This window comes from Oscillatoria sp. FACHB-1407 (genome assembly GCF_014697545.1).
Lineage (GTDB): Bacteria > Cyanobacteriota > Cyanobacteriia > Elainellales > Elainellaceae > FACHB-1407.
In genome coordinates this window covers 34326-60149 of sequence record NZ_JACJSA010000026.1, presented here as the reverse complement: position 1 = coordinate 60149, position 25824 = coordinate 34326, and the positions used below count along the sequence as shown (strand labels likewise).

At 50.1% G+C, this 25824-nt stretch carries 18 protein-coding genes; 10 read left to right on the top strand and 8 right to left on the bottom strand.

All coding sequences use genetic code 11. The features are described 5' to 3' along the window. The first annotated feature begins 118 nt into the window (after positions 1-118). The 4 genes from H6G89_RS29485 (at position 119) to H6G89_RS29470 (ending at position 3401) form a co-directional block, all read left to right on the top strand. Positions 119-574: an NUDIX hydrolase gene (locus H6G89_RS29485; protein WP_190513466.1), complete on the top strand. Its 456-nt coding sequence runs from the start codon at positions 119-121 to the stop codon at positions 572-574. Between the two features lie 353 nt (positions 575-927). Further along, positions 928-1725, top strand: a complete 798-nt coding sequence (locus tag H6G89_RS29480) for an alpha/beta fold hydrolase (RefSeq protein WP_190513464.1) — start codon at positions 928-930, stop codon at positions 1723-1725. A gap of 593 nt (positions 1726-2318) precedes the next feature. Beyond that, the gene (locus tag H6G89_RS29475) at positions 2319-3119 is read left to right on the top strand and encodes a cyanophycinase (RefSeq protein ID WP_190513462.1); all 801 of its coding nucleotides are present in this window, start codon (positions 2319-2321) and stop codon (positions 3117-3119) included. A gap of 54 nt (positions 3120-3173) precedes the next feature. Then, on the top strand, positions 3174-3401 hold the full coding sequence (locus tag H6G89_RS29470) for a DUF4327 family protein (RefSeq protein WP_199336998.1): 228 nt from the start codon (positions 3174-3176) through the stop codon (positions 3399-3401). 145 nt (positions 3402-3546) lie between these two features. Here H6G89_RS29470 and H6G89_RS29465 read toward each other — a convergent pair whose 3' ends face one another. Next, positions 3547-5220 carry a hypothetical protein gene (locus H6G89_RS29465; RefSeq protein WP_190513460.1) on the bottom strand — a complete coding sequence of 558 codons (1674 nt, stop codon included), beginning with the start codon at positions 5218-5220 and terminating at the stop codon, positions 3547-3549. A gap of 321 nt (positions 5221-5541) precedes the next feature. Between H6G89_RS29465 and H6G89_RS29460 the strand changes: the two genes are divergently transcribed. Then, a complete protein-coding gene (locus tag H6G89_RS29460) occupies positions 5542-6711 on the top strand; it encodes a potassium channel family protein (protein WP_242060176.1) in 1170 nt (389 codons plus the stop codon). On the opposite strand, the gene gyrB is transcribed toward H6G89_RS29460, so the two are convergent. After that, a complete protein-coding gene (gyrB, locus tag H6G89_RS29455; RefSeq protein ID WP_190513458.1) occupies positions 6680-8617 on the bottom strand; it encodes a DNA topoisomerase (ATP-hydrolyzing) subunit B in 1938 nt (645 codons plus the stop codon). The two genes, H6G89_RS29460 and gyrB, sit on opposite strands and share 32 nt — an antisense overlap. A 246-nt stretch (positions 8618-8863) precedes the next feature. Here gyrB and miaA point away from each other — a divergent pair, with 246 nt between their 5' ends. Together miaA and H6G89_RS29445 are read left to right on the top strand one after the other, a co-directional pair. Then, positions 8864-9922 (top strand): tRNA (adenosine(37)-N6)-dimethylallyltransferase MiaA, encoded by a 1059-nt coding sequence (gene miaA / locus H6G89_RS29450; RefSeq protein ID WP_199336997.1) that lies wholly within the window; start codon positions 8864-8866, stop codon positions 9920-9922. After that, positions 9919-10734: a pantothenate kinase gene (locus H6G89_RS29445; protein ID WP_190513456.1), complete on the top strand. Its 816-nt coding sequence runs from the start codon at positions 9919-9921 to the stop codon at positions 10732-10734. Before miaA ends, H6G89_RS29445 begins: the two co-directional genes overlap by 4 nt. Positions 10735-10812: 78 nt before the next feature. Here H6G89_RS29445 and H6G89_RS29440 read toward each other — a convergent pair whose 3' ends face one another. Next, complete coding sequence (locus H6G89_RS29440) at positions 10813-11859, bottom strand: GGDEF domain-containing response regulator (RefSeq protein WP_190513454.1); 1047 nt, start codon at positions 11857-11859, stop codon at positions 10813-10815. 790 nt (positions 11860-12649) lie between these two features. On the opposite strand from H6G89_RS29440, the gene H6G89_RS29435 reads away from it, so the two are divergent. Continuing rightward, positions 12650-13600, top strand: a complete 951-nt coding sequence (locus H6G89_RS29435; RefSeq protein ID WP_190513452.1) for an NAD-dependent epimerase/dehydratase family protein — start codon at positions 12650-12652, stop codon at positions 13598-13600. Positions 13601-13706: 106 nt separating this feature from the next. Here the strand turns inward: H6G89_RS29435 and H6G89_RS29430 are convergent, their stop codons facing one another. From H6G89_RS29430 to H6G89_RS29415, 4 genes are all read right to left on the bottom strand, one after another. Continuing rightward, entirely contained in the window at positions 13707-15158 is a 1452-nt protein-coding gene (locus H6G89_RS29430) for an FAD-binding domain-containing protein (RefSeq protein ID WP_190513450.1), read from the bottom strand. Positions 15159-15206: 48 nt separating this feature from the next. After that, positions 15207-16214 (bottom strand): glutaminase A, encoded by a 1008-nt coding sequence (gene glsA, locus H6G89_RS29425; RefSeq protein ID WP_190513448.1) that lies wholly within the window; start codon positions 16212-16214, stop codon positions 15207-15209. Next, on the bottom strand, positions 16211-16567 hold the full coding sequence (locus H6G89_RS29420) for a resolvase (RefSeq protein ID WP_190513446.1): 357 nt from the start codon (positions 16565-16567) through the stop codon (positions 16211-16213). Before H6G89_RS29420 ends, glsA begins: the two co-directional genes overlap by 4 nt. Positions 16568-16782: 215 nt before the next feature. Next, positions 16783-19101: a hybrid sensor histidine kinase/response regulator gene (locus tag H6G89_RS29415; RefSeq protein ID WP_190513444.1), complete on the bottom strand. Its 2319-nt coding sequence runs from the start codon at positions 19099-19101 to the stop codon at positions 16783-16785. 151 nt (positions 19102-19252) lie between these two features. Between H6G89_RS29415 and cobN the strand changes: the two genes are divergently transcribed. Further along, on the top strand, positions 19253-23062 hold the full coding sequence (cobN, locus tag H6G89_RS29410) for a cobaltochelatase subunit CobN (RefSeq protein WP_190513436.1): 3810 nt from the start codon (positions 19253-19255) through the stop codon (positions 23060-23062). An 86-nt stretch (positions 23063-23148) separates the two neighbouring features. Then, positions 23149-24591 (top strand): uracil-xanthine permease family protein, encoded by a 1443-nt coding sequence (locus tag H6G89_RS29405; RefSeq protein ID WP_190513434.1) that lies wholly within the window; start codon positions 23149-23151, stop codon positions 24589-24591. Positions 24592-25208: 617 nt separating this feature from the next. Here the strand turns inward: H6G89_RS29405 and H6G89_RS29400 are convergent. Then, positions 25209-25766, bottom strand: coding sequence for a hypothetical protein (locus tag H6G89_RS29400; protein ID WP_190513432.1), 558 nt, complete (start codon positions 25764-25766; stop codon positions 25209-25211). Positions 25767-25824 lie beyond the last annotated feature (58 nt).

Genomic DNA, 25824 nt, shown 5'->3' with positions numbered 1-25824 from the left:
ATGTAGGAGCGGGGCTGTTTGTGAAGTGTGAGATCTTTAAGGATCACATGAGACAAAATGCATCTCGCCCCTACTGAGGTGGTTCGTCTTTTAAAACTACAAGTGGCATTCCCAATCTATGATTCAGTTGTGGAAATTTGCACAAGCGGCGATCGCTCTGATCTTGCGCCATCCTGTGACTGGGACAAGCATTATTCCTGTGATGCCCGACGGTCGAATTGTCTTAATTCAGCGGCGAGATAATGGTCGCTGGGGTTTTCCTGGCGGCATGGTCAACTGGGGAGAAGACATTCCCACAACGGTCGAACGGGAGTTAGAAGAGGAAACCGGACTCAAACTGGTCGCGATTCGACGGTTAGTGGGTATTTACTCAGCCCCCGATCGCGACCCCCGATTTCACTCAATCTGCGTTGTGATTGAAGCTGAAGTTGACGGGTCAATGACCGTGCAAGACACCCTTGAAATCAAGGATGTCAAAGCCTTTGCCCCCTCTGAAATTCCGGCTGGTAGCCTCTCTCACGACCACGATCGCCAGTTGCAGGACTACTTCAACGGTTTAACAACATTGGCGTAGTGATGAATGGTTAGTGGTCAGTGGTCAATGGTCAATGGTTAGTGGTCAATGGTCAATAGTTAATGGTTGATAGTTAATGGTCAATGGTTAGTGGTCAATGGTCAATAGTTAATGGTTAATGGTCAGTGGTCAATGGTCAATAGTTAATGGTTGATAGTTAATGGTTAGTGGTCAATGGTCAATAGTTAATGGTCAATAGTTAATAGTCAATAATCAATGGTGATTAGCGAATAGTTGATCGTTAACACTCATCCTTGCCTTCTTCTTTTTAATCCTTTATCCTTCATCCTTTATCCTTCCTTCTTCTCTCTTCTTTTTTCCTTCTTCTCTCTTCTTTTTTCCTTCCTCCCATCATGCCTCTACCCATTCGCAATGCTCGTCTTACTCTCCCTCAAGGTCAAATTTTTTGGCGTGAACTGGGTCAAGGTATCGTTTTGGTGTTTTTGCACAACTCCTGGAGTGATGGTAGTGAATGGATTCCAGTGATGGAACAATTGGGGCGTGACTTTCACTGCTTTGCTCCCGATCTGTTGGGTTTTGGAGAGTCTGATCGCCCCCGTGCTCATTATTCAATTGAGTTTGAGGTGGAGTGTTTAACGGCGTATTTGGACAGTTTGAAACTCCGGCGCGTTTATCTGATTGGGCAGGGTATTGGAGGTTGGGTTGCAGCGAGCTATGCTCTCCAGTATCCCCATCAGGTTGAGGGATTGGTTCTCCTGGGTGCAGAAGGATTGCCCGTGCGAGGTAGACCACATCACCAACGTTGGTGGTTTACGCGCATTCCCTTACTCATTTGGGCACTGAGAATGCTATCTCCGGTGGCGCGTTGGCTGGGGCAGGGCGATCGCATTCAGCAGTGGCTCCAGGAGGCAAGGCTCCTGAAACAGCATCCTGCGGCTTGTCAGTTGTTGTTTAATCGACGCAAGGTCGAAATTCAGGCTGAATATGTGAGCGATCGCCTGAGTTGGCTCAAGACCCCATTGCTGATTTTGCAAGGGGAGGAGGATGGACGGGCAACTGTCTTGTTGAATCAGGGCTATGCCAATGCTCCTGATGCCACGATAAACCAATACCCCGGAGCAGATTTAGTGCAAACTGCTCCTGAAATCGTGGCTCGTGAAGTGCGATCGTTTGTTAGGCGCATGAGTTGATAGTTAACCATGCGCGGGTGCAGATCAGGAGTGATTTTGCTCAACCTCTTGGAGCTTTGACGCTCTAATCTAACGTGAATTCAGGATCAGGAGTTCGGCGGTTAAAACCGACCTGCGTCGGTTCGTCAAATCCTGCATTTTCCGGAGTCCGTGTCGGTGGACTTTGCTCTAGTACAGCAAAAAATAAGTTTTGAAAGGGGTGAAGGGGTGGAACCCCTGCTTGGGGGCGAAGCCTCCAAACCCCCTACATTGCAGAACTTTGTGTTCGCAACCCTGGTAGCCGCGAATTCATTCGCCAGGCTCTTAAACCGAACTGACGTTAATCTGTGAATTTTGTATGGGCGGTTCATGAACCGCTCCTCCCACCGAAACTTCTGTATAGCGATCGCATTTGCATTCAGCAACGCCATGTTTATTCCCCACGCCCTACGCCCTAACTCCCTACTCCCCTTCCCCTTACAGACGCGATAAATTGCGCCACTCTCCACTCCCCTCATCCCTTTCCCCTCACTCAAGATCTTTCCTTGGGCTGTTAACTTCGCTTGGATTGTCATGTTTTATTGACAATACATTATAAAAACTTGGATAAAACCATGGTGCTAAACGCTCAAGGGCAACTCATGATCATTGGGGGTGCCGAGGATAAAGAAGGCGAATGTAAGATTTTACGGGAATTCGTTCGACGGGCTGGGGGATTGCAGGCTCGAATTGTGGTGATGACTGTTGCCACTGGCTTGCCCGGAGAAGTTGGGGAAACCTATATCGGTGTGTTTGAACGGTTAGGTGTGGAAGATGTGCGAGTCGTAGATACTGCCCGACGAGAGGATGCCAGTGATCCACGAGCGATCGAGGCGATTCAAAAAGCAACAGGTGTTTTCTTTACGGGAGGCAATCAAGCCCGCATCACCGAATGTTTGAAGGACACCGAACTCGATACGATTCTGCATACTCGCTTTGCCGAGGGACTGGTCATTGCAGGCACCAGCGCAGGAGCCGCTATGATGCCCGATATGATGATTGTGGAAGGCGAGGGAGAAACTAATCCCCGGATGGAAGTAGTAACGATGGATCGAGGTATGGGTTTTTTGCCGGGAGTCGTGATCGATCAGCACTTTGCCCAACGGGGACGACTGGGACGGTTACTCTCAGCCGTAGCTCAACAACCTGCCGAGATTGGCTTTGGCATTGATGAAAACACGGCGATCGCTGTGAATGGTCATGAGATTGAGGTCATTGGTGAACACTCAATCACGGTTGTAGACGTGGCAGATATCACCCACAGCAACGTTGGCGAATTACTCAAAGATGAACCCCTAGCCTTGTGCAATGCAAAGTTGCATATCTTGCCCCATGGCTATCGCTTTGATCTCAAAACCCGCACCTGTGTTTGCTAATTGGTATTTCGTTTCTCATTAGTTGTTTGCTAGAAATCGCTGAGGTTTCTAACTATGCCATCTTCAAGTCGATATTCTTTAGCTGTTATTCAAGACGAAGTTCGCTATCTCGTTCAACGTGATCTGGTCAGCCGTCACCAGCCCATTTATACCCTCTACAAATACATCCCCGTACAGGAGTGGGAAGACGTTGAGCGAGAACTGGAGGAGAATGATTTTTTGCCGCGTGATCACATTGGCGATCTAATTGGTCACGAAGAGTGGGGAAATGATGATACTTGAACCGTCTTGCGGATGAAGCTGTTGCAGTTACAGCAATTCTCGGTAGGGTGGCACTGCTCACCTTTTGCAAAAGCTCTGACTTCAGGGTTTGTGGGCGATGCTCACCCTATGATTTGTGACTATCTAATCGGCAACGGCTCTATCCTCAAGGGTGTAAGTCAATTGAAACACCAACCCTATTAAATTGGGCATGGAGTGGATCTAATGCAGCGAATTGATTTGGCAATCTATCTTCAAACGAGACTGGTCTAGCTTGATTCAGTTGGCCTAAGCTAATCACTCCCATATCAAGTGTCCCCTGACTAAATGTCCTTCTGCTGACAGGGCTGAGATTGTTATACGTGAAAATTGTTTCAGACAGATAATCAATAGTGCCATTACCGTCAGAATCAACTGTATAGGTAGATGTTAGCTGATTGCCCTGTCTGTCATAGGTGTTAATTGTTGATTGACGGTACTCAATAATTCCATCACCAGCATCATCCTGCACAGATACTACCGTTAACTCATGCCCTTGGCGATCGTAGGTTCTAGTAACTGACTCACGATAACCGATTCTTCCATTCTCGTTATAGTTAGTACGAGTGCAGGTTAACTCACGCCCTTGACGATCGTAGGTTCTAGTGACTGATTCAGAAGAGTCAATTCTTCCATCCCCGTTGTTATCAGCAGTAGAGATAGAGGTTAATTCATGTCCTTGACGGTCGTAGGTTTTAGTGGTTGAGTAGCGAGAATTCAGCCTTCCATCCCCGTCGTCATCAGCGGTAGAGATAGAGGTCAACTCATGTCCCTGACGGTCGTATGTTTTAGTCATTGACTCACGAGAGTCGATTCGCCCATCCCCATCAGAATCGTATTCTTGAACATAGCTCAACTCATGTCCCTGACGGTCGTATGTTTTAGTCATTGACTCACGAGAGTCGATTCGCCCATCCCCATCAAAGTCAGCAGCATTAACCAGCGTTAGCTCATGTCCCCAGCGATCATAGGTTCTAGTCGTTAAATAAAGATCATCAACCCTGCCATCGCCATCATGATCATTCGTATTTAATGTCGTTAACTCATGCCCTTGACGATCATACGTTTTAGTTGTCGAGTAGCGAGCCTCAATGCTGCCGTCTGCACCATCATCTAACTCTCTAACGAAAGTTAACTCATGTCCTTGGCGATCGTAAGTTCTAGTAGTTGAAAAGCGAGAGTTGATGTTGCCATCACCGTCAAAATCATTCGTATCAACTGAAGTTAACTCATGTCCTTGGCGATCGTAGGTTCTAGTGGTTGAAAACCAAGCATCAATGCTGCCATTGTTGTCATAATCAGTTGTAGCTACTGACGTTAACTCACGCCCCTGAGAATCATAGGTTTTAGTTACTGAATCACGAGTATCAATACTGCCATCCCCATCATCATCCACTGCATTAATAACTGTTAACTCATTCCCGTGACGATCATAAGTTTTAGTTGTTGACAAGAGATAATTGGCTCTCCCATCACCGTTATCATCAAATGCAAAAGTGAATGTTAGTTCATGCCCCTGACGATCATAGGTTCTAGTTATCCAATGACGAAAATCAGTTTCTCCGTCATTGTTATTATCAGTTGTTTCAATAAACGTTAATTCTCGCCCTTGGCGATCGTAAGTTTTAGCTGTTGAGTAAACTGAATCAATTCTTCCATCAGCATTCCAATCATTCTCAGAGACATAAGTTAGTTCATGCCCCTGGCGATCGTAAGTAGTTGTAGTTAAGTGACGAGAATCAATTCTTCCATCGCCATCTTGATCAATATTTGTTGTAATCTGCACACTTGTAGGTTTCATAACCATCCGCCTCCTTAGAGTGCGAAAAGACCATGGCTAGACCTAGCTATCGTGGAGCAGATACAATTGCATCTTGATACTTCTATTATTACTATTTTTCTATTTAAAGAGCCTATTTCGACACAATTTTTCTCTCATTTTAATCCTTCATTAAAGTTGCCTGGGTTAGGAGTAAGAGTCAATTTGATTCTTGTGAGCAGTCTAAATTCTCAAACTAAAGCTCCTGGTTTTTTGAATAGGAAATACGACCAAAAGGAGTATCAAATTGTTAACTCTATACGTTAAAACCAGAGTGTTTCACAATTTAAGTTTTTAGAACCGATGGCGATCGCCAATCGCTCTATATCAGAGGGAAAAATGGGTTGGTTCACGCAACTAATAGGCTTAGGGCTGGTGATCCTTGCCCTGATTGATGTTTTCTTAAGTGTGCTTTATCCTCGCAGCGGTAAAGGCTGGTTGAGTGTTCCTCTCAGTCGCGGTATCTGGAAGCTATTTGGCTTCATGGCAGATCTACCCCGGTGGAAACGTCAGAAAACTCGCGATCGCATCTTGTCTTATGCGGGTCCAACAGTGCTTGTAATCGTCATTGCAGTCTGGGTCTTGTTATTGCTGTTTGGGTTTGCCCTGATGGTGTGGGTGGCTCTTGGCTCAGCCATCCAGTCCAGTAACGGTCCTACACCGACCGACTTCATCACAGCGTTCTATTACAGTGGCTACACCCTTACCACATCTGGATTTGGTGACCTGGTGCCCCAGACTAACAGTTATCGCCTCCTAGCAATTATCGAGTCGGCTCTGGGCTTTTCTATCTTTACCCTCACCATTACCTATCTGTTATCGGTTTACAGTGCGTTAACTCAGCGCAATGTCTTTGCCCTCAGCCTGCACCACCAAACGGCTAGAGCCGCTAATGCAGCAGAATTGCTAGCTCGATTGGGAGCCGATGGAGATTTTCAAAATAGCCGTCAGGATATTGCTCAGATAGCCGTTAACGCTTTGATGCTGCTGGAGTCTCATCACGCCTACCCAGTGTTGCACTATTTTCGATTTCAAAGACCGTATTATGCAATGGCACGGATAGCCTTGCTAACGATGGATACGGCAACGTTAATCCGCAGCGCACTGGATGAAAAGCAATATCGATCGCTGGTCAACTCAACCGCTGTTGCTGCACTGGGGGATGGTGGGCAGCATCTGTTGACTGAGCTATCTAACTCGTTTTTGCCCAACTGCGATCGGACACGCCAGCAACAGCCCGACTCTGTGTTGCGTCAGTGGTACTATCAGGCGATTGACCGACTGCAACTAGAAGGTATTGCAACCCCTGCTGATCTAGACGCAGGAGCGGAACTGTATATCACCCTGCGTCGCCAATGGGAACCCTATGTCATGGCAATGGCAGCCCAACTCAAATACGACTGGAGCGATATCGCCCCAGCCGAACAGCATTTCCAGCCCCTTAAATATCCAGATCGGTTAGGTTCAGTTTAGGTCCATAGGTTTCAATGAACTCTCGACGAGGAGCCACGCGATCGCCCATCAACACTGTAAAGATCCGATCGGCTTCTGCCGCATCTTCGATTTCTACTTGCTTAAGGGTGCGTGTCTCTGGGTTCATCGTGGTATCCCAGAGCTGCTGTGGCATCATTTCTCCTAATCCTTTGAATCGCTGAATCTCAATCTTGGCGTTTTCGGGGAATCCGGCGATGATCTGATCTCGCTCGCGATCGCTATAGCAGTAATAGTGGTTGCGTCCCCGTTCAACCTTATAGAGCGGAGGGCAGGCAATGTAAACAAAGCCCTGATCCACCATCGATCGCTGATAGCGATAGAAGAAGGTGAGCAACAGCGTCCGAATGTGAGCACCATCCACATCCGCGTCCGTCATGATGACAATGCGGTGATAGCGCAACTGCGACGAGTCAAACTCTTCGCCTTTGATGCCCAACCCCAACGCCGTGATTAACGCCTGAATTTCAGTGTTTTTGTAGATCTTGGCATCGTCAGTTTTCTCGATGTTGAGGATCTTGCCTCGCAGGGGGAGGATAGCCTGAAAGCGGCGATCGCGTCCTTGCTTGGCACTACCACCCGCTGAATCCCCTTCTACGATGAAGATTTCCGATTCGGCAGGGTCACGAGAACTACAGTCCGCCAGCTTGCCAGGTAGTGTAGATGACTCTAACACCGACTTACGGCGTACCAATTCACGGGCTTTACGAGCCGCTTCTGCTGCCTTAAACGCCTCGATCGCCTTCTCTAAAATGGCATCTGCCACCGCAGGTCGGAAATCTAAATACTCTGTCAGGGCTTCACCCACCAGAGAATCAACAATTCCCCGAACCTCAGTGTTACCAAGTTTTGTTTTGGTTTGTCCTTCAAACTCTGGGTCAGGCACCTTGACAGAAATAACGCCTGTCAAACCCTCCCGGATATTCTCCCCGGCCAGATTTGACTCATTCTCTTTGAGCTTGTTGCGTTTGCGGGCTAGAGAATTCATCGTCCGGGTCAATACCGCCTTTAGACCTTCTAAATGGGTTCCCCCATCGATTGTCCGAATGTTGTTGGCAAACCCTAAGAGGTTGTCGTTGTAAGCATCCACACACCACTGCAACGCCACCTCAACTTGAACGTTGTTGCGTTCGCCTTGCACAAACACAATCTCTTCGTGCAACGGTTGCTTATCAACGTTCATGTAGGAGACATATTCTCGAATGCCTCCCGCATAGAAATACCGATCGACCCTGGGTTCATCGCTCTTGAGCACTTCCAAGCGATTATCCGTAAAAATAATTTCAACCCCAGCGTTGAGGTACGCTAACTCTCTTAAACGACCAGAAAGGGTAGCGTAGTCAAACTCCGTCGTCGTCGAAAAAATCGTACTATCGGGTTTGAACACAACCGACGTACCTGTGCGCGATTGAGAGTCAGGCTTGACCTGTAACTCAGTCGTTGGAACCCCCCGTTCATAGCGTTGTGTATGAACCTTCTTGTCGCGCCAAACCGTCACTTCAACCCACTCAGACAAAGCATTAACGACAGAGATACCGACCCCGTGTAACCCGCCTGACACCTTATAACCACCACCGCCAAATTTTCCTCCGGCTCCCAGTACGGTCATCACCGTTTCTAGTGCCGACTTTTTGGTATGCGGGTGAATATCAGTAGGGATGCCCCGTCCATCGTCTGTTACACTGGCAGAGCCATCGGGATTTAAGGTGACTTGAATTCGCTTGCAATATCCTGCAAGAGCTTCATCAACGGAGTTATCAACCACTTCATACACCAAGTGATGAAGCCCTCTCGGTCCAGTGCTGCCAATGTACATCCCCGGACGGGCACGAACGTGGTTGACTCCCTCCAGTACTTGAATTTGATCAGCACCGTAACTATTTGTCATGAATAGGGTCACTCCTATAGTTTGGCTTGAAGCTCAATTAACTTCAGAACATCAAAACATACCAAAATTATAACACAAAAGGCTCTGAAGCGATTTTAGAGCGGTTTCGCGTGAAAAATATAGTTGGGATCGATATCAACTTTAACCAGGCTTGTGTGATGCATCGATCACAGAACCTAGTATTAAGTAGTTTTGAGGAGGAGATTTTCTCCTGCTCTACAAACCTTCATCACCCGTTCTATAATCTTGGAGTCTAATACTTTTGTACTAAATACTCCTGTTCCTATTCTAATCGTAATTTGCGGTCCGACGGCAACTGGAAAATCGGGGCTAGCCTTGAAGCTGGCACAACGGCTCAATGCCGTCATTTTGAGTGCTGATTCTCGCCAAGTTTACCGTGAATTTGATATCGGCACAGCAAAACCAACGCCACTGGAACAGGCAGAAATCCCCCACTATCTCATCGATATTTGCGATCCCACAGACACCTTTACAGTGGCGGAATATCAGCATCAGGCACAATTGCTGATTGAGCAGTTGCATCACGTGGGGAGTTGGGAGTCGGGAGTCGGGAGTGGGAGCGTGGGAGCGTGGGAGCGTGGGAGAGCCAAGGAACCTCTATCACCCCCCCACCCCTCTATCCCGCTTCTTGTCGGTGGAACAGGGTTGTACATTCGCTCGATTACGCATGGGTTGCAAATCCCTAGAGTGCCACCCCAACCCGAATTGCGATCGCAACTCAAGAAACTGGGACAAAAGCAGTGTTATGCGTTTCTCAAACAGGTTGATCCCACATCGGCACAAAAAATCCACTTTAACGATGAGGTGCGGACGCTGCGAGCATTAGAGGTCTACTACACAACAGGGCAACCGCTGTCACAGCAGCAAGGCGAGCATCCCCCCACTTATCCCATTTTGCAGATTGGCTTAGATTGCCTTGAGTCTGCTCCTGACGATCGCCTGACTCAGCGCATCGAGCAACGCACTCATCAGATGGTGGAGATGGGTTTTGTGGATGAAGTGCAACGGTTGTGCCAGAAGTACGGAGTTGATTTGCCGTTGTTGAACACCCTGGGCTATGCCGAGATCAAGCCGTATCTATTAGGGAGTGTGTCGCTGGATGAGGCGATCGCTCAAGTTGTGATTCATACCCGCCAGTTTGCCAAACGACAGCGCACCTGGTTTCGCGCCGATAAGACGATTGAATGGTTCGACTCGGATGATCCCCATTTAGTGGATCAGGTGTGGCAGCGAGTGCAGCAGTTCCTAGCATCCATGACAGATGCAGCGGAGCACTCACCATGACCGGCGATCGCTCCTCCTGGGTTGCCCTGATGATTGGCAATTCTCGATTGCATTGGGCAATCTTCACCGACCAGACATTACGATATGCCTGGGATACGCCCCATTTCAGCCCTGAGGTAGCGGCTCATTTGCTCGATGCCCAGTTCGCTTTAGAAGCTCTGGCTCAAGTCAGCCTGATTCATTTGCCTGACTCCTTACACCTCCATGCCCCCGATCTGTGGATTGCTTCAGTCGTTCCTGATCAAACCCTCCTCTGGCAAGCCTACTCCAGAGCCTATGGTCTAACGCTGACTGATGTGCCATTGCAGAGCCTTTACCCGACCCTGGGCATTGATCGTGCTCTGGCATTGTGGGGGGCGATCGCCCAGTGGGGAACCCCGACCCTGGTCATCGACGGTGGAACCGCCCTGACCTTTACCGGAGCAGACGAGCAGCACCAACTCGTGGGTGGAGCCATCCTTCCCGGATTGCAACTACAACTGCGATCGCTCTCCCAGCACACAGCCGCTCTGCCTGCCGTCACCACACCATTGCCTGATCTCCCGACCCGTTGGGCAACCAATACCCCCGATGCCATTCGTAGTGGCGTTCTCTACACCACCCTGGCGGGCATTCGAGAGTTTATAAAAGACTGGCTGAAGGCGTTTCCTACCAGTGCGATCGCTCTGACAGGAGGGGATGGCGAATGGCTCTATCAAGCCTGCCACACTCAATATCCCAATCTGGCTACTCATTTTTATTGGGATAGCCATTTAGTTTTAAAGGGAATTGCTGCCACAAGGATGAGCAGAGAGTTGAAGGAATCAAGATAATCCCGTATCTTTTCACTCCTCTACTCCTCTACCCCTCTACTCCTTTTCCCCACTCCCCACTCCCCATTCCCCACTCCCTTACAATTGCACTCGCTGATACACACAATAGCGATCTCTGCCCTGCAACTTGGCACGATAGAGAGCCTGATCCGCTTGATCAATGAGTTCATGGGGCGACAGTTTAGTATGGGGAACAGTGCTGGCAATGCCTATACTGACGGTGATGATGGAATTGACCGATGAACCTGCATGGGCGATCGCTCTCCGGCGCAGGTGCGTTTGAATGGTTTCTACTAAGCGAATTGCCCCATCTAAACCAGTGTTGGGCAAGATCAGGGCAAACTCTTCACCGCCATAACGGGCTACCAGATCCGCAGGGCGTTTGACGGTTTCTTGCAACAGGGCTGCAACCTGCCTCAAACACTCATCTCCGGCAATATGCCCATAGCTGTCGTTGTAAGCTTTGAAGTAATCGATGTCGCATAAGATCAGCGTCAGGGGAGCCTGTTCCCGGTTGAGTCGCTGCCATTCCTGCTGCAACGACAGATCAAACGATCGCCGATTTGCCAATTGCGTGAGTCCGTCAATGGATGCCAGACGTTCGAGTTTGTGGTTGGCAATTTCTAATTGTTCTTTAAGCGATCGCTCCAGTGCCATAGTCGCCCGCAACTCTGCTAGCAATCGCTGCTGTTCTGCCATTGCCCACCGGGCTTGCAACACCCGCCGCACTCGCTGCCGCAACACTGCCCAGTGGATCGGTTTGGTGATGTAATCAGTTGCCCCCACCTCAAATGCCAAATCGACGGATTTTTCGTCGTCAAGGGCAGTAATCATCAACACCGGAGGACAGCGATCGCCCAGTCTGTCATGCAGTCGGGCACAACAGGCAAACCCGTCCATTTGAGGCATGATAGCGTCGAGCAAAATCATGTCTGGGATTTGCTCTTCACCTTGCCCAAAATCTAAATCATAGTTTTGCCAGAGAGCCAAACACTCTTCGCCATTGCTGGCTTCAATGACTCGATAACCTTCTTTTTCAAGCGATCGCCGCAATGTTAACCGCAACATTTTCTGGTCATCTACGACCAAAATTAATGGAGTTTTATCCTGCCCAAAGCTATGCATGACGAGTTGAATCAGTTGAAGAGGGAAGTGGTAGTCCCCACAATTTCTGAATAGTTCAGTCGGGGAGAGCGGTATTCTGCTGAAGTCGCTCTGCATTCATAACCGATTGGCTCTGGTAGGATTTCCCTGTGATGCTCTGCTGGATGGGGAATGACGTAGCTGTGGCAATTGCTCCCTAAAATTTCAGCCTTTAGTAGAGCATAACCTTGAAATTTGGCAATCGAGGTTTTACGGAGCCAGATCAATCAACACTTCACGGATTAGTTAAAGCCACAATGAACTTGGGAAGGGATCGAACTCCGTGGAAGGGTCTAGACTGGGTACAACTTTAGACATTCAATATGAAAAACAAGTAAAGTCGAAGGGAATCAAAAGAGAAGCTACTTTAAGATTCAATGTGGCAAGCTTGGGATGGTTGTCCGTTTTTAGCAATCGAAGATAGCATTCGCAGTACATCAACTTCAAACCTTAAACCCCAATGATGAGATCTTTTGCCAGGTCTGATGATGCTTAATCTCAACGGAAAATCTAAAAACTTCTGTTTATTCCTGTTCAACCTCATCCTTTCAGAAGAGTGATAAGGATTTGAACGACCCGTCACTGACCTGGTTTACAAGGGGGCAAGTGAATGACAACGACGTTCTAACAACGTTCTAATAACAATGTCCTAAAAGGAGAACTGACCGAGCCGATGAAAAGCTGCTAAGTGGCAGCTAATGACTTAAGTCTTTGCTTTTACTAATTGTGCAAGTTCATTCTGTTCAAGTTGTAGTTACTGGGTTGGCATTCCATGAATAGTGTTATTGTTACTGGCGTTGCAGGGTTTATTGGTTCTCACCTGGTCGAATCATTGCTCTCTCAGGGTAAAACTGTCATCGGGATTGACCAATTTAATGACTACTATGATGTTGCTCTTAAACGCAAAAACGTTTCTCCGTTTCTCAGTCATCCCAACTTCAAATTAATTGAAAACGACATTCAGGCGATCGACTGGAACGCGCTGCTCGATGGGATTGAAGTCATTTACCATCAGGCAGCACAAGCCGGAGTGAGAGCCAGTTGGGGTAATGGATTTCGGGCTTACACGGAGCGCAACATCAACGCAACTCAGATCATTTTAGAAGCGGCAAAAGATGCCAAGCAGTTGAAGCGTCTGGTATTTGCCTCAACCTCTTCGGTGTATGGCAATGCGGAAACCATGCCCACCTCTGAAACCACCTGTCCGCAACCTGTTTCGCCCTATGGCATTACCAAGCTCGCCGCAGAACGGTTGTGCTGGTTGTATTACTACAACTTCAATGTGCCTGTCACCGCGTTGCGCTACTTCACCGTATACGGTCCGCGTCAACGACCAGATATGGCATTTCACAAGTTCTTCAAAGCGGTGATTGAGGATCAAGCCATCCCCATTTATGGTGATGGTCAGCAAACCCGCGACTTCACCTTCGTCAGTGATGCGATCGCCGCTAATTTGGCTGCTGCGACTGCCCCTGAAGCGATTGGTGAGATCTTCAACGTGGGCGGTGGAAGCCGTGTGGTGTTGACTGAAGTTCTGGATACGATGGAGGCGATCGTTGGCAAGCCCATCAAGCGCAACCACGTCGAAAAAGCCATGGGCGATGCGCGTCACACCAGTGCAGATGTGTCAAAAGCGAACAAGCTGATTGGATATAAGCCACAAGTCTCCCTCAAAGAGGGCTTGGCGCGAGAGTGGGAATGGGTTCAGACCTTATACTGTTAGGATTTCAGGGAGTCGGGTGGGAGAGTGATTAATGGTCAATGGTCAGTGGTCAATGGTCAGTGGTCAGTAGTCCTTACCCCACACCCCACACCCCATACCCCATACCCTATTCCCCACTCCCCACTCCCTTTAATGCTTTTTGTTCGCTATAGCGTTGCTTAAACAGTTGTTGTCTGACTTTGTGATCGACAACGGGAGCGGGATAGCCGCAGGATTCTCGCTCTAAGGGAGTGATTTTTCCGGTGACTAATGCCTCGGTGTCCAGTCCCCGCAATTCCGGCAACCACTCTCGAATGTAGTCTGCCTCGGCATCAAATTTTTGCGCCTGACTGGCAGGGTTAAAGATTCGGACAGGTTTCGGGTCCATACCGCTAGAGGCACTCCACTGCCAACCCCCATTGTTGGCAGAGAGATCGCCATCGTAGAGCTTCTGCATGAAATATTTCTCGCCCAACTGCGGATTAATCAGCAGATCTTTGGTCAGAAAGCTGGCAACAATCATGCGGCAACGGTTGTGCATCCATCCCAACTCGTTCATCTGCCGCATCGCGGCGTCCACAATAGGATACCCCGTTCTGCCCTCACACCACGCCTGGAAGTAGTCGGGATTATTCTCCCATGGGAAGTTCTTAAAGGCATCCCGATACGCCCCATCTGCCAACTCTGGAAAGAAGTACATGACATGTTGATAGAACTCGCGCCATGCCAATTCCTGTCGCCAGGTGCGAATGCCGTCCTGGGCTTCATCGCTGCGCGTGTTGTCCATTGCCTCGACGGTTGCTGCCCACACGGTGCGAACGCCAATCACACCAAACTTGAGGGCTGCACTCAGGTGAGAGGTGCCCGAAACCGCTGGGAAGTTGCGCTGCTCCTGATAGTCAGCGATCGCCCGCTGACAAAATTCGGCTAACCGTTCCTGCGCTGCCTGCTCGCCCGGTTCCAGCAACAGGGAGTTTGTCCAGAGATAACCCAGGTCTTTGGCGGATGGTAGAGCGATCGCCCCTGCCTCTTTAGCTAAATCCTTTTCAGCCTCAGTGAGTCCCGTTGCCTGCTCTAACCGCAGTACCGGATCGGCTTTAGGTCGGCTACTCCAGTTGCGCCAAAACGGGCTGTAGACGGTGTAGGGTGTGCCGGAACCAGAGCGAATCTCTTCTGGGGCGTGGAGCAACTGATCCCAAAAGGCTTGAACCTTAATGCCAGCCGCGTTTAAGGCTTCCTGAACGGCGCGATCGCGTTCCTTTGCGTAAGGTTCCACATCCCAATTGAAGTGAACCGCTGTGGCGTTGAGGGCTTTTGCCAGAGCCGGAATGGCTTTAATTGGATCATTGTGCAGGATCAGCAGTTGGCTTCCTGCCTGGGCATAGGCATTTTGCAACGCCTGGAGACTGCCAGTCATGTAGGTGACTCTGGCAGGAGCCACATCGTCTCGCTCTAAAATCAACGGGTCTAAGCAAAACACCCCCACGACTTTAGAACTCTGTTGACGGGCGTTTGCCAGCCCAATGTTATCAGTGATGCGGAGATCGCGGCGGTGCCAAAACAAAATCAAATCAGACATACCTGGGTTGGAGCGACACTATCTCTCCTTATGGTGACAAGAAATGCCCTATTTCACCGACCAGTGTTTGAGAAAGTTGTGACAACCTCGCGATGAGTCAAACAGATGCAAGCCGAATTGATGCGATAGAGCCTCGCACACCTTTACGCCTCGTACACTGTTTCCCCGGAAATCGAGCGGGGGAGAGAACACCGCAATGCCGATCTGGTCAGGAACGATCGCAATGATGCCCCCACACACTCCACTTTTGGCAGGGAGTCCCACCAGATACGCCCATTCACCCGCGAAGTTGTACATGCCGCAGGTGTACATGACGCTGAGGATGTCACGCACATAGCCCGCTTCTACCGCGCGATCGCCCGTTTGTGGATTTACCCCCTGATTTGCCAGGGTGGCTGCCATCACTGCCAGATCGCGACAGTTCACCATCAACGAACACTGCTGAAAGTATAGATCCAGCGCATCGTCTACCGGGTCTTCGATCATGCCGAAGTGGTGCATCAGGTAACCCATCGCCCGATTGCGATCGCCTGTAGACCGTTCTGAGACGTAGGTCGCCACATCAATAAAAATGTCGTGCCCCACATAGCGACGAAACATATCCAACATTCGGTTCAGCTTCTCGGTTGCGTCGGCTCCCTTAATTAAACTGGTGATGGCGATCGCCCCTGCATTCACCATGGGGTTATAGGGACGTTTGGACTGCTCATCCAGCACGATCGCATTAAAGGCATCTCCGGTCGGTTCAACCCCCACCTTCGTCAGCAGGCGTTCTCGTCCGTAGTCCTCCAATGCCAGCCCATGCACAAACACTTTGGAGATGGATTGAATGGTAAATAACTGCTCTGAGTCGCCCACCTCATACACCTGTCCATCCACGGTGGCAATGCAGATGCTAAAGCAGTCAGGGTTCATTTTCGCTAGTTCGGGAATGTAGTCTGCCACTTTACCATCGCGCAGAGGCAAATAGCGTTGATAGAGTTCCTCCAGGGTGGCGACGAGTGCGCTTGAGGAAGGCAATGTTGGCTCAGACGGTTGCGCAGGTAATTGTGTCATGGTGTTGATTTAGAAGATTCCAGCAACCGATGAATGCTTTGTAACTCTGCCAAGATGGCACGTAAGACTTCCAACGTTGCAGATTGGGCGGGTTCCTGGACTTCAATCGTCACTTGTTTGATGCCCAAAATATCTTTGGCAAACCGAGCGACTTCGTTGGGATGAAACAAGAGTGGGTCGTCTTTATTGATGCGAAGTTCCGGGTTAAGACGTTTAGGGTTGTACTCAGGATTCAACACACCAGGGTCAGTGTTGGCATAGCGGTAAACGGAGGCACGGGAGCGGTTTAGCGATTTTTGGACTGCCTCAACCGTCATTAACCCCTGGGTATTGGCTAACGTTTCGAGATCCATTCGGGATTCCTGTATTGCGTTTGGACTCAATCGTATCAAGAAGGAAGGCGAAAGAAAAAAGAAAACAGAAAAGAGAAGAAGGAAAAGAGAAGAAGGAAAAAGGAAAAGAGGAGAAAGAAACCAGGAAAGCAGAAAAAGGCGGGAAATCTTGGGAGAGCCCTTTATTCCTGTGCGCTGTTCAATTCAGTTTTCTTGTTTCGATTTTCAATTTTTTCCTATCCTTCCTCTTTCATCAAGCGACTCAGTTGATAAAGCACCTGATCGGGACGGATGGGTTTGTTGAGATAGGTGTTGGCACCTGCGGTCAAGCAACGTTCCAAATCATCCGGGGCATTGGGATCAATCAGAGCAATGACTTTAATCTTCTTGGTGACTGGGTTTTGTCGCAGTTGATGAATAATTGTGTAACTGTCGATGTCAGGTAAGCGAGTGCTTATGACAACGGCAATCGGCTGCAAGATTTCGATTTGGGTCATCGCCATTGACCCTTCGAGTAACCAGACTAATTGATACCCGGCTGCATTGAGAATGTCACAAATGACATTGGCACTTTCTTCGTGGTTTTCAATTAACATGACCCGTCCCAGAGTTGGGGTCAGAGCTATGTCAGGATTCCCGGAGTGGGCTGGGGTGGGAGTTTCCAGGAGCGGCAGGTGAACGGTAAACACAGAACCGACTCCAACGGTCGATTCAACATCAATGCGACCGCCATGGAGTTCGACCAGTTGTTTGGTCATCGCCAAGCCCAATCCGGTGCCTTCGTATTGGCGATGGTAGGAGGAATCGAGTTGCTGGAACTTTTGGAATAGGAGCGATCGCTGCTGTTCGGGGATGCCGATGCCCGTGTCTTTCACTTGAAAGATGACCGAATCAGTACTGGCAAAGACTCGCAACATGACTGTGCCACCAGACGGTGTGAACTTGATGGCGTTGCTGAGCAAGTTGAGCAAAATCTGGCGGACTCGGCGGGGATCGGCTGTGACCTGATCGTATTGGGGGTGAACCTGCAAATCGAGTTCAAGGGTAATGGAGGCAGCGATCGCCCGATCTTGAACTACCTTCAGGCATTGTTGCGCCAGATGAGACAGCGAAAACTCGCTCAAGTTGAGAACCGCTTTGCCCGACTCTAACTGGGACAACTCCAGCATGTCGTTGATCAGTTCCATCAGGTGCTCGCCGCTATCTCGAATGATCTGCAAAAATCGGCGTTGGCGTTCATCAAAATCAGAGGTTGACCAGCGCAGCAACGTGCTGGACATGCCAATCACATGGGTCAGTGGGGTGCGGAGTTCGTGACTGACAGCGGCTAAAAAATCACTCTTAGCGCGACTAGCCGCTTGAGCCGCTAACAGAGTGTCGTGCAGTTCTTGGGTGCGTTCAATGACTCGCTGTTCTAACGTCTGCTTCTGTTGTTGAATCTCCGCATAAAGCTGTGCCTGACTGATGGCGATCGCCAAATGTTCGCCAATGCGCTGCAAAAACTTTTGTTCGCTGTCCTTCCAGTGACGTTGAGTCTGGCATTGGTGGGCGATGAGTAACCCCCACAGATCACCTCCAACGACGATCGGGGCAACCAGCTTTGACCGCACTTGAGCCGTTTGCAAAAAATCCATCAGGCAGGGAATCCGAGCATATTGCTTCTCGATGTCGGCGATCGCCAATGTATAGCCCTGCCGATATAGCTCTCGTTTGTCAGCTTTTTGAAAGAAGCACTCATCGTGAGTTGTCAGATTGAGAACGGAGGGGATCTGTTCTGAGGCGATCGCTTCGTAGGCAATAAAGCCAAGCTGTTGCGGTGAAACTGGTTTAGCCTGGGGAGATCGGGCAAGAGCAGCGTTTGTTGAGGGTTCCAGCAGTTGATAGATCAACATCCGATCGACCTGCAAAAACTGCCGCACCTGCTCTACAGCCGTTTGCAAGATGAAAGGCAGTTCTAAACTTTGGCGCACCTGCGTCATTAATTTGTTGAGCAGACGTTCTTGCTCAATTTGTTCTCGCAAGGCGGCAGCAGCAGGTTGACGAAACGCAGGATGGACAGGCACCGCATTGATTCCCGGAGCAATCATTCCCGCATCCGTCGCCAAAATTTGAATTAACCGTTGGGTAAACTCACTCTGCACTCTAGGATGATTGGGACACAGGGTCTTGGGAGCTTGCTGTAAGGCTGGATGACGTGACGCAGTAGGATGTAGCGTGAGCGTCTTCAGAAAAGCAGCGATCGCCTCTGGATCAAAGGTCAGTTGAAATCGATAGTAGGTCGTCTCCCGATTTCCCCCTTGGGTGGCTTTACCCCGTGCTCCATCTGGCTGAATTTCCTCCCCTTGAAGTAGCGCATTAAAGGAGCGAGAGAGAACCAGGGTAAAGTAGGAGGGCAACCGCGTCACAGAATCATCCAGGACTTGCCCAATATCTTCGCTCTGAATCAGCAGTCCCATCTCCATCGTTTGAGCCATCTGTTGCAAGAGCGATCGCAACTGATGAAAGGGAATGGTCGATAATAGGTCGATGGCGACAGAGGCTTCTGAACTCAGCATTCGATCGGTGCAGGCAGATTGAGCGGTCCCAGTAGAGTCGGTTCCAGTACAGCGGGTTGCCTTGATGGGGATCAACCTTCAATCATCGTAGCTTGCCTATCAACACTCCCCCATCTGTGAACTTTTGTAACGATAATGTAAGGAAACGGTTATGCATCGGCTTGCGGCTACCCCTGGAGGTTGGAATCCTGAAACGGAAGGGGTTGTATTCATCGAACAAGGTCAAGCACCTCTGGTGGTTTTAACCGCCGCTGACACTGATATTCAATTGCTCTCAACCGCCTTAGGTCATTTGCCAGTCGATTTTCCTCCGGTCAGGGTTGTGAATCTCCTGCACCTGCAACAGCAACTCACCATCGACACCTATGCCGAAGCGGTGTTGGCATCCGCAAAGGTGATTGTGTTACGGCTCCTGGGGGGACGTGCCTACTGGTCGTATGGCTTAGAGGTGGTGAAGCAAACCGTTGAACAGACCGGAGCCGCATTACTGGTTCTGCCAGGGGACGATCGCCCCGATCCGGGCTTGATCAGCCATTCCACCGTACCCCTCACTCAGGTGAATCAACTCTGGCGGTATCTGACTGAGAGTGGTTTGGAGAACACCGTTCATGCTTTGCAGTTCATGGCGGATCTGGGGTTAGGAACAGCTTACAACCCGCCACCGCCAATGATCGTGCCCAAAGTCGGGTTATATCCGTGGAGTCAGAACCCCTCAACTTCCCTTTTTAAGAGCGATGCCGCAGGCAGGGGGAGCAAGGATTTTGTAGGAAAAGCCGGAATTCTTTTTTATCGCGCTCACTACCTTGCGGCTAACACAGAACCGATTGATGCTCTCTGTCAAGCATTGAGCGATCGCCAAATTGAACCTGTGCCCATATTTGTTTCATCGTTGCGGGATGCGGACGTGCAGACTGAAGTGTTGGAACTGTTGCAGCCGAAGGATGGCTCTGGAATTGATGTTCTACTCAACACGACGAGCTTTGCTCTGGCGCGACTTGATGGCGAAGCTCCCCAACTGGATTTGTGGCAACAGTTGAATGTCCCTGTGCTGCAAGTGATTCTCAGCAGCAGTACGGTGGAACAGTGGGCAGATTATAGTCGGGGGCTGACTCCACGCGATGTGGCGATGAATGTAGCCCTGCCCGAAGTGGATGGGCGAATCATTAGCCGAGCCGTGTCATTTAAAGCGATCGCGACCCGTGACACGACTCTGGAAACCGATGTAGTGCGCTATGCGTCGGTGGGCGATCGCATCCGGTTTGTGGCAGAACTGGCGGCAAATTGGGCACGACTGCGCCAAATCCCGGTGGCGGAGCGGCGGATTGCGTTGATTTTGGCAAACTATCCCACGCGCGATGGTCGTCTGGCCAATGGGGTCGGTCTGGATACACCTGCCAGTTGTGTGGCGATTCTTCAGGCGATGCAGCAGGAAGGCTACAGCATCGATCGCCTGCCCCAGGATGGGGATGAGTTGATTCGGTGGCTCACGAGCGGTGTGACGAATGACCCTGAAGGGCAGTGGCGACCCGTCCAACAATCGGTGTCTCTCGAAACCTATCAGCCATATTTCAGATCGCTTCCGGCCGAGGTGCAGCAGGCGATGGGCGATCGCTGGGGTGAAGCAACAGCAGACTTTCCCATCGCAGGGGTGCAGTTGAGCAATGTGTTTGTCGGCATCCAACCGGCACGCGGCTATGACCTCGACCCCAGCTTGAACTACCATGCCCCCGATCTGGAGCCGACCCATGCCTATCTCGCGTTCTATCACTGGGTGCGATCGCACTTTGGAGCAGCGGCGATCGTCCATGTGGGCAAACACGGTAATTTGGAATGGCTCCCCGGCAAAAGCATGGCCCTGTCGGAAACCTGCTTCCCCGAAGTGGCATTGGGTGCGCTCCCTCATCTCTATCCCTTCATCGTCAACGACCCAGGCGAAGGCTCCCAGGCCAAGCGGCGGGCGCAAGCGGTGATTGTCGATCATCTCACGCCCCCCATGACCCGCGCCGAGTTGTATGGTCCCTTGCAGCAACTGGAAGGTTTGGTGGATGAATACTATGAAGCACAAAGCCTTGACCCGTCTCGGTTACCTGACATTCGCGATCGCATTCTGACACTGCTCAAGCAAACCCAACTCGACCAGGATCTCAACCTCCAAAACCCAAACTCCAAACTCCAAACTCCAAAATCTTTCGATTTTGAACGGTCTATCCTGAACTCCATCGACGGTTACCTGTGTGAACTCAAGGAAGCACAGATCCGGGATGGACTACATATCTTTGGGCAGTGTCCCCAGGGACGGCAACTCCGGGATCTGATTGTGGCGATCGCCCGTCATCCCGGTAGCAACCGACCTGGACTCACCCGCGCCATTGCTCAAAACTGGGGACTTGACCTCGACCCCCTCACCGTCAACCCCACCGAACCTGTCAAAGCTACCGTGGGCGATCGCTTTTGCCACACTGCCGCTGATGTAATTGAAGTGTTGGAACTGGAAGCTGCCTGCCTAATTGAAGATTTGCTTCACTCCTCCCTCCCACCCTCCAGTACAGACGCGATTAATTGCGCCTCTTCACCCCACTCCCCACTCCCCACTCCCCATTCCCCCCTTGACTGGATTCGCGATCGCCTCCTCCCTGCCCTGCTCCAGACTCCCCAGGAAATTACGAACCTGTTTCGGGGATTGAATGGCGAATACATCCCCAGTGGAGCATCCGGCGCACCAACACGTGGTCGCCCTGAGGTGTTGCCGACAGGACGCAATTTCTATTCGGTAGATATCCGCGCCATTCCCACCGAGAGTGCCTGGAGCGTCGGATACAAAGCAGCGGAAGCCCTGATCGAACGCTATACCCAGGAGCAGGGCGAATACCCGAAAACGCTGGCTCTGTCCATTTGGGGTACGTCTACGATGCGGACGGGAGGCGATGACCTGGCAGAGGCTCTAGCCTTGTTGGGCGTACGCCCGGTGTGGGATGGTGTGGCGCGGCGAGTGGTGGATTTTGAGATTTTGCCGTTGTCGGTGTTGGGGCGACCGCGTGTCGATGTCACCCTGCGAATTTCAGGATTCTTTCGGGATGCCTTCCCCAACCTGATCGACCTGTTTCATCAGGCGGTGCAAGCCGTCGCCGCACTGGATGAACCCGCCGAGCAAAATCCGCTAGCCGCACAGGTGAAGCGTGATGCCGAAAGTTGGCGATCGCTGGGGTTGCCTGCTGACCAGGCTGAGGGGCGATCGCTCTATCGCGTCTTTGGCTCAAAACCCGGAGCCTACGGAGCGGGCTTGCAGGGGTTGATCGAGTCACAAAATTGGACGGATGATCAGGATTTAGCGCGGGCTTACATTAACTGGAGCAGCTATGCCTACACGGGGCAGGGCGAGGGTAAGTCAGAGCCAGAGGCATTTGAGCAACGCTTGCAGCAGTTGCAGATTGTGTTGCACAACCAGGACAATCGCGAACATGACCTGCTCGATTCGGATGACTATTATCAATTTCAGGGTGGGTTAACGGCAGCGGTTCGAGCCGTCACCGGGCGCAACCCCCACACCTATTTTGGCGACCATGCATTGCCCGAAAATCCCAAAATTCGGACGTTGCGAGAAGAGATTGCCAAGGTCTATCGATCGCGTGTGGTGAATCCTAAATGGATTGCGGGAGCCATGCGCCATGGGTACAAAGGCGCATTTGAGATGGCAGCCACAGTCGATTATCTATTTGCCTATGACGCCACTGCTCACTGTGTTGAAGACCATATGTATCAGGGCATTGCCCAAGCTTATATCTTTGACTCTGAAGTGCAGGCATTTACGCAAGCGAAGAATCCCTGGGCACTGCGTGATATGGCAGAACGGTTACTCGAAGCGCATCAACGGGGATTATGGAAACAAGTCGATGCAGCCACCCTCGATCGGTTAAGGGCGATCGCACTCCAGGCAGAAGGGGCGATCGAGTCTGTTCTGTAAGTTGTGCTACTGCCAGACTGATAGCTCCCGTTTACAATGTGACCACTTTTTGAAGAACAATTGAAGACTGGGAGGTGCTTGGGAGCATGGCGAAGCAAGAAGAACTTGGCACCTTGCAGGAAGCTGAATTACCGGAAGCTCAAAGTTTTCCCGAGCTATCGGCAGCGGGTTCCGAGCTAATCTACAAACTCTACGACAGACCCCCCCTGGTCGAGTCGGTTTTTGTAGCTGTGCAGCATGTCCTGGCAGCTTTTGTGGGCATTGTCACCCCCCCGCTGATCATCAGCACTAGCCTGGGGCTTGATCCTGCAAATTCCAGTTTTATCATCAGCATGTCACTGCTCGCCTCTGGCATCTGCACCTTTATTCAATGCAAAACCTTCGGTCCTGTTGGGTCAGGCTTGCTCAGTTTACAGGGGACTAGCTTTGCCTTTTTGGGGGCTATCCTGGGTGTCGCCAGTACGGCGATTGATGCTGGCAGAACGCCTGAACAAGCACTGGCATTAATCTTTGGCGTTTGTTTTTTTGGTGCATTTGCCAATGTGCTCCTGAGTCGTTTTCTGCACCTCCTCAGCAAAATTGTCACGCCCATCGTGTCAGGAACGTTAGTCATGCTGATTGGATTAAGTCTGCTCAAGACAGGCATAACCAGCATGGCAGGGGGAACGGTAGCCTTGCAGAACGGTACGTTTGCCAATGCTCAAAATATTCTGTTGGGGGGTGGCGTCTTTTTGATTGTGATCGTTCTGACCCTCGCTAAGAATCAATACATTCGTATGGGGGCGATCGCCATCGGGTTGTTAGCAGGCTACATCGTCTCTGCACTACTGGGGATGGTGAATTTCGGCATCTTCAGCCAACTTCCGCTCATCAGCGTACCTGTGCCATTTCGCTATGGCATGAGTTTCGATTTTAGTGCTTTGATTCCATTTCTAATTCTCTATCCGCTCACGGCGATCGAATCAGTCGGTGACATGACCGCTACTTCTGCCGTTTCTAAAGAACCCATCAAAGGTCCGGTTTATATTCGTCGCATCAAAGCTGGGGTGCTGGCAGACGGTCTTAACTCTTCCTTAGCGGCATTGCTAAACACCTTTCCGATTACCACGTTCAGCCAAAATACAGGCGTTATTCAAATGACGGGTGTTGGCAGTCGTTATGTTGGATTTTTTGTAGCAGGAATTTTGGCACTGTTGGGATTGTTACCTATTGTTAGTGGTGCCTTTCAGTCTATTCCTCAGCCTGTTTTGGGTGGAGCAACGACGGTTATGTTTGGCTCGATCGCAGTAGCTGGAGTCAAGATTATTGCATCTGAAAACTTAGATCGTCGTGCCACAATTATCATTGCAGTCTCTCTAGCCTTGGGATTGGGTGTGGTCTTCGTTCCAGAGTTGTTTAACAACCAACCCGCCATCATCAAAAATATGTTTGGCTCTGCAACGTCAACAGGCGGGTTAACCGCAATTTTGCTGAGTTGGTTGTTACCCCAGCCTTCAACTGCTGACTCAACGGAGTCCTTAACGGAGTGAACTGCGGGAAGCAGGGAAGAAACAGAAGCCTTGTCTGGAGGAGGTTTAAGCCTCTTTTGCAAAATTTGTTTCTTAAGAGTCGTCTCAGACCCCTAAATTCCCTAACTTTGGAGAACTGTGAGTCTTTGTCAGGGGTCTTGACGGGTGCATCTAGTGATTGTGGGACTGAACCCGGCGAATGAATTCGCGACTATTGGAGCGAAGTCCGCACCCAACTGGGCTTGACCCCACCAGAAACACCCGTACTTGGAACCGATGCGAAGCGCGCCTTTGGGTTCACTGAAACACCTTCTGCTAGGGGGTTTGGGGGAGGCAGTGGCGTCCCCCAATCGGGGGTTTGGGGGAGAATCCCCCAACGCCTGGTTTTCAAACTCATTGAAGCAACCATGCATCTAATTGGAAGGAAGCAGAGATCTGTGTACACAGTAGCCTTAAAAAGAGGGAAATTCTGGAAGCCCTCTTTCTATATCTTTGGTCAGAAAGCTTAAGGCAAAGACAATGGCTCAAACCCTGATTCTAGGGAGGCTTCCTGACTCGCCTCCGCCGCATTGCATGTGGCTACGGCTATAAAAGAGTTTACGGGATTGAACTGCGTAAGCCCTGTAGATCTCTAAACCCTACTGATTCCTTAAAAATTGGGCTTGTTCTTTTACTCGGCGAAAGTCATTCAGCACCAGCCTATACCATGAAAACCAGGTGCCGCAGGCTAAGAGAATGCAGAAGAGACTACCGAATGCAGACACCTGAATTTTTAGATTTGCGTCTGTAATCCGTGTCCATGCGAAGAGATTGAGCGTGAGAAGAATAAGGATTAAGTTTAAAGTCCATCCACGACAGATTCTCAGTCTGCTGCGTCCGTATTCTAACAAGTTAGCTAGGCGTCCTTCATGAATGTAAATAATGCGCCTATCATCATAAAAATCAGTCTTGTTTTTGTAGTACTGATTGAATAATTTTTCTGCCCATATACGTTCAAACAGAGTATCGGCAATACGATCAAACACAATCCCTACAACATAGGTTAGAGCAAGAAATGGGATGAGAGCAGGTAGTGATAAGAGTTGATTAGAATCAATCCAGGACAAGCCAAAGATACTGCCGATGAGGAGAAATATCCAAATTGCAGAACCCATGCCAATAATAATCAGTTCAACAAACAGCTCTGTGGTACTCATGAGCAACCCTACCTGAGATATAGAGTGAGGCGATCGCCCCAACCTGAAAATCAATATC

What these genes read in the sequence shown, in the direction of transcription:
- H6G89_RS29465 (WP_190513460.1), bottom strand. Translation starts at nt 5,220, where the DNA reads ATGAAACCTACAAGTGTGCAGATTACAACAAATATTGATCAAGATGGC.
- H6G89_RS29470 (WP_199336998.1), top strand. Translation starts at nt 3,174, where the DNA reads ATGCCATCTTCAAGTCGATATTCTTTAGCTGTTATTCAAGACGAAGTT.
- H6G89_RS29435 (WP_190513452.1), top strand. Translation starts at nt 12,650, where the DNA reads ATGAATAGTGTTATTGTTACTGGCGTTGCAGGGTTTATTGGTTCTCAC.
- gyrB (WP_190513458.1), bottom strand. Translation starts at nt 8,617, where the DNA reads ATGACAAATAGTTACGGTGCTGATCAAATTCAAGTACTGGAGGGAGTC.
- H6G89_RS29485 (WP_190513466.1), top strand. Translation starts at nt 119, where the DNA reads ATGATTCAGTTGTGGAAATTTGCACAAGCGGCGATCGCTCTGATCTTG.
- H6G89_RS29430 (WP_190513450.1), bottom strand. Translation starts at nt 15,158, where the DNA reads ATGTCTGATTTGATTTTGTTTTGGCACCGCCGCGATCTCCGCATCACT.
- H6G89_RS29445 (WP_190513456.1), top strand. Translation starts at nt 9,919, where the DNA reads ATGACCGGCGATCGCTCCTCCTGGGTTGCCCTGATGATTGGCAATTCT.
- H6G89_RS29460 (WP_242060176.1), top strand. Translation starts at nt 5,542, where the DNA reads ATGGCGATCGCCAATCGCTCTATATCAGAGGGAAAAATGGGTTGGTTC.
- H6G89_RS29440 (WP_190513454.1), bottom strand. Translation starts at nt 11,859, where the DNA reads ATGCATAGCTTTGGGCAGGATAAAACTCCATTAATTTTGGTCGTAGAT.
- H6G89_RS29400 (WP_190513432.1), bottom strand. Translation starts at nt 25,766, where the DNA reads ATGAGTACCACAGAGCTGTTTGTTGAACTGATTATTATTGGCATGGGT.
- H6G89_RS29415 (WP_190513444.1), bottom strand. Translation starts at nt 19,101, where the DNA reads ATGCTGAGTTCAGAAGCCTCTGTCGCCATCGACCTATTATCGACCATT.
- H6G89_RS29420 (WP_190513446.1), bottom strand. Translation starts at nt 16,567, where the DNA reads ATGGATCTCGAAACGTTAGCCAATACCCAGGGGTTAATGACGGTTGAG.
- H6G89_RS29475 (WP_190513462.1), top strand. Translation starts at nt 2,319, where the DNA reads ATGGTGCTAAACGCTCAAGGGCAACTCATGATCATTGGGGGTGCCGAG.
- glsA (WP_190513448.1), bottom strand. Translation starts at nt 16,214, where the DNA reads ATGACACAATTACCTGCGCAACCGTCTGAGCCAACATTGCCTTCCTCA.
- cobN (WP_190513436.1), top strand. Translation starts at nt 19,253, where the DNA reads ATGCATCGGCTTGCGGCTACCCCTGGAGGTTGGAATCCTGAAACGGAA.
- H6G89_RS29480 (WP_190513464.1), top strand. Translation starts at nt 928, where the DNA reads ATGCCTCTACCCATTCGCAATGCTCGTCTTACTCTCCCTCAAGGTCAA.
- H6G89_RS29405 (WP_190513434.1), top strand. Translation starts at nt 23,149, where the DNA reads ATGGCGAAGCAAGAAGAACTTGGCACCTTGCAGGAAGCTGAATTACCG.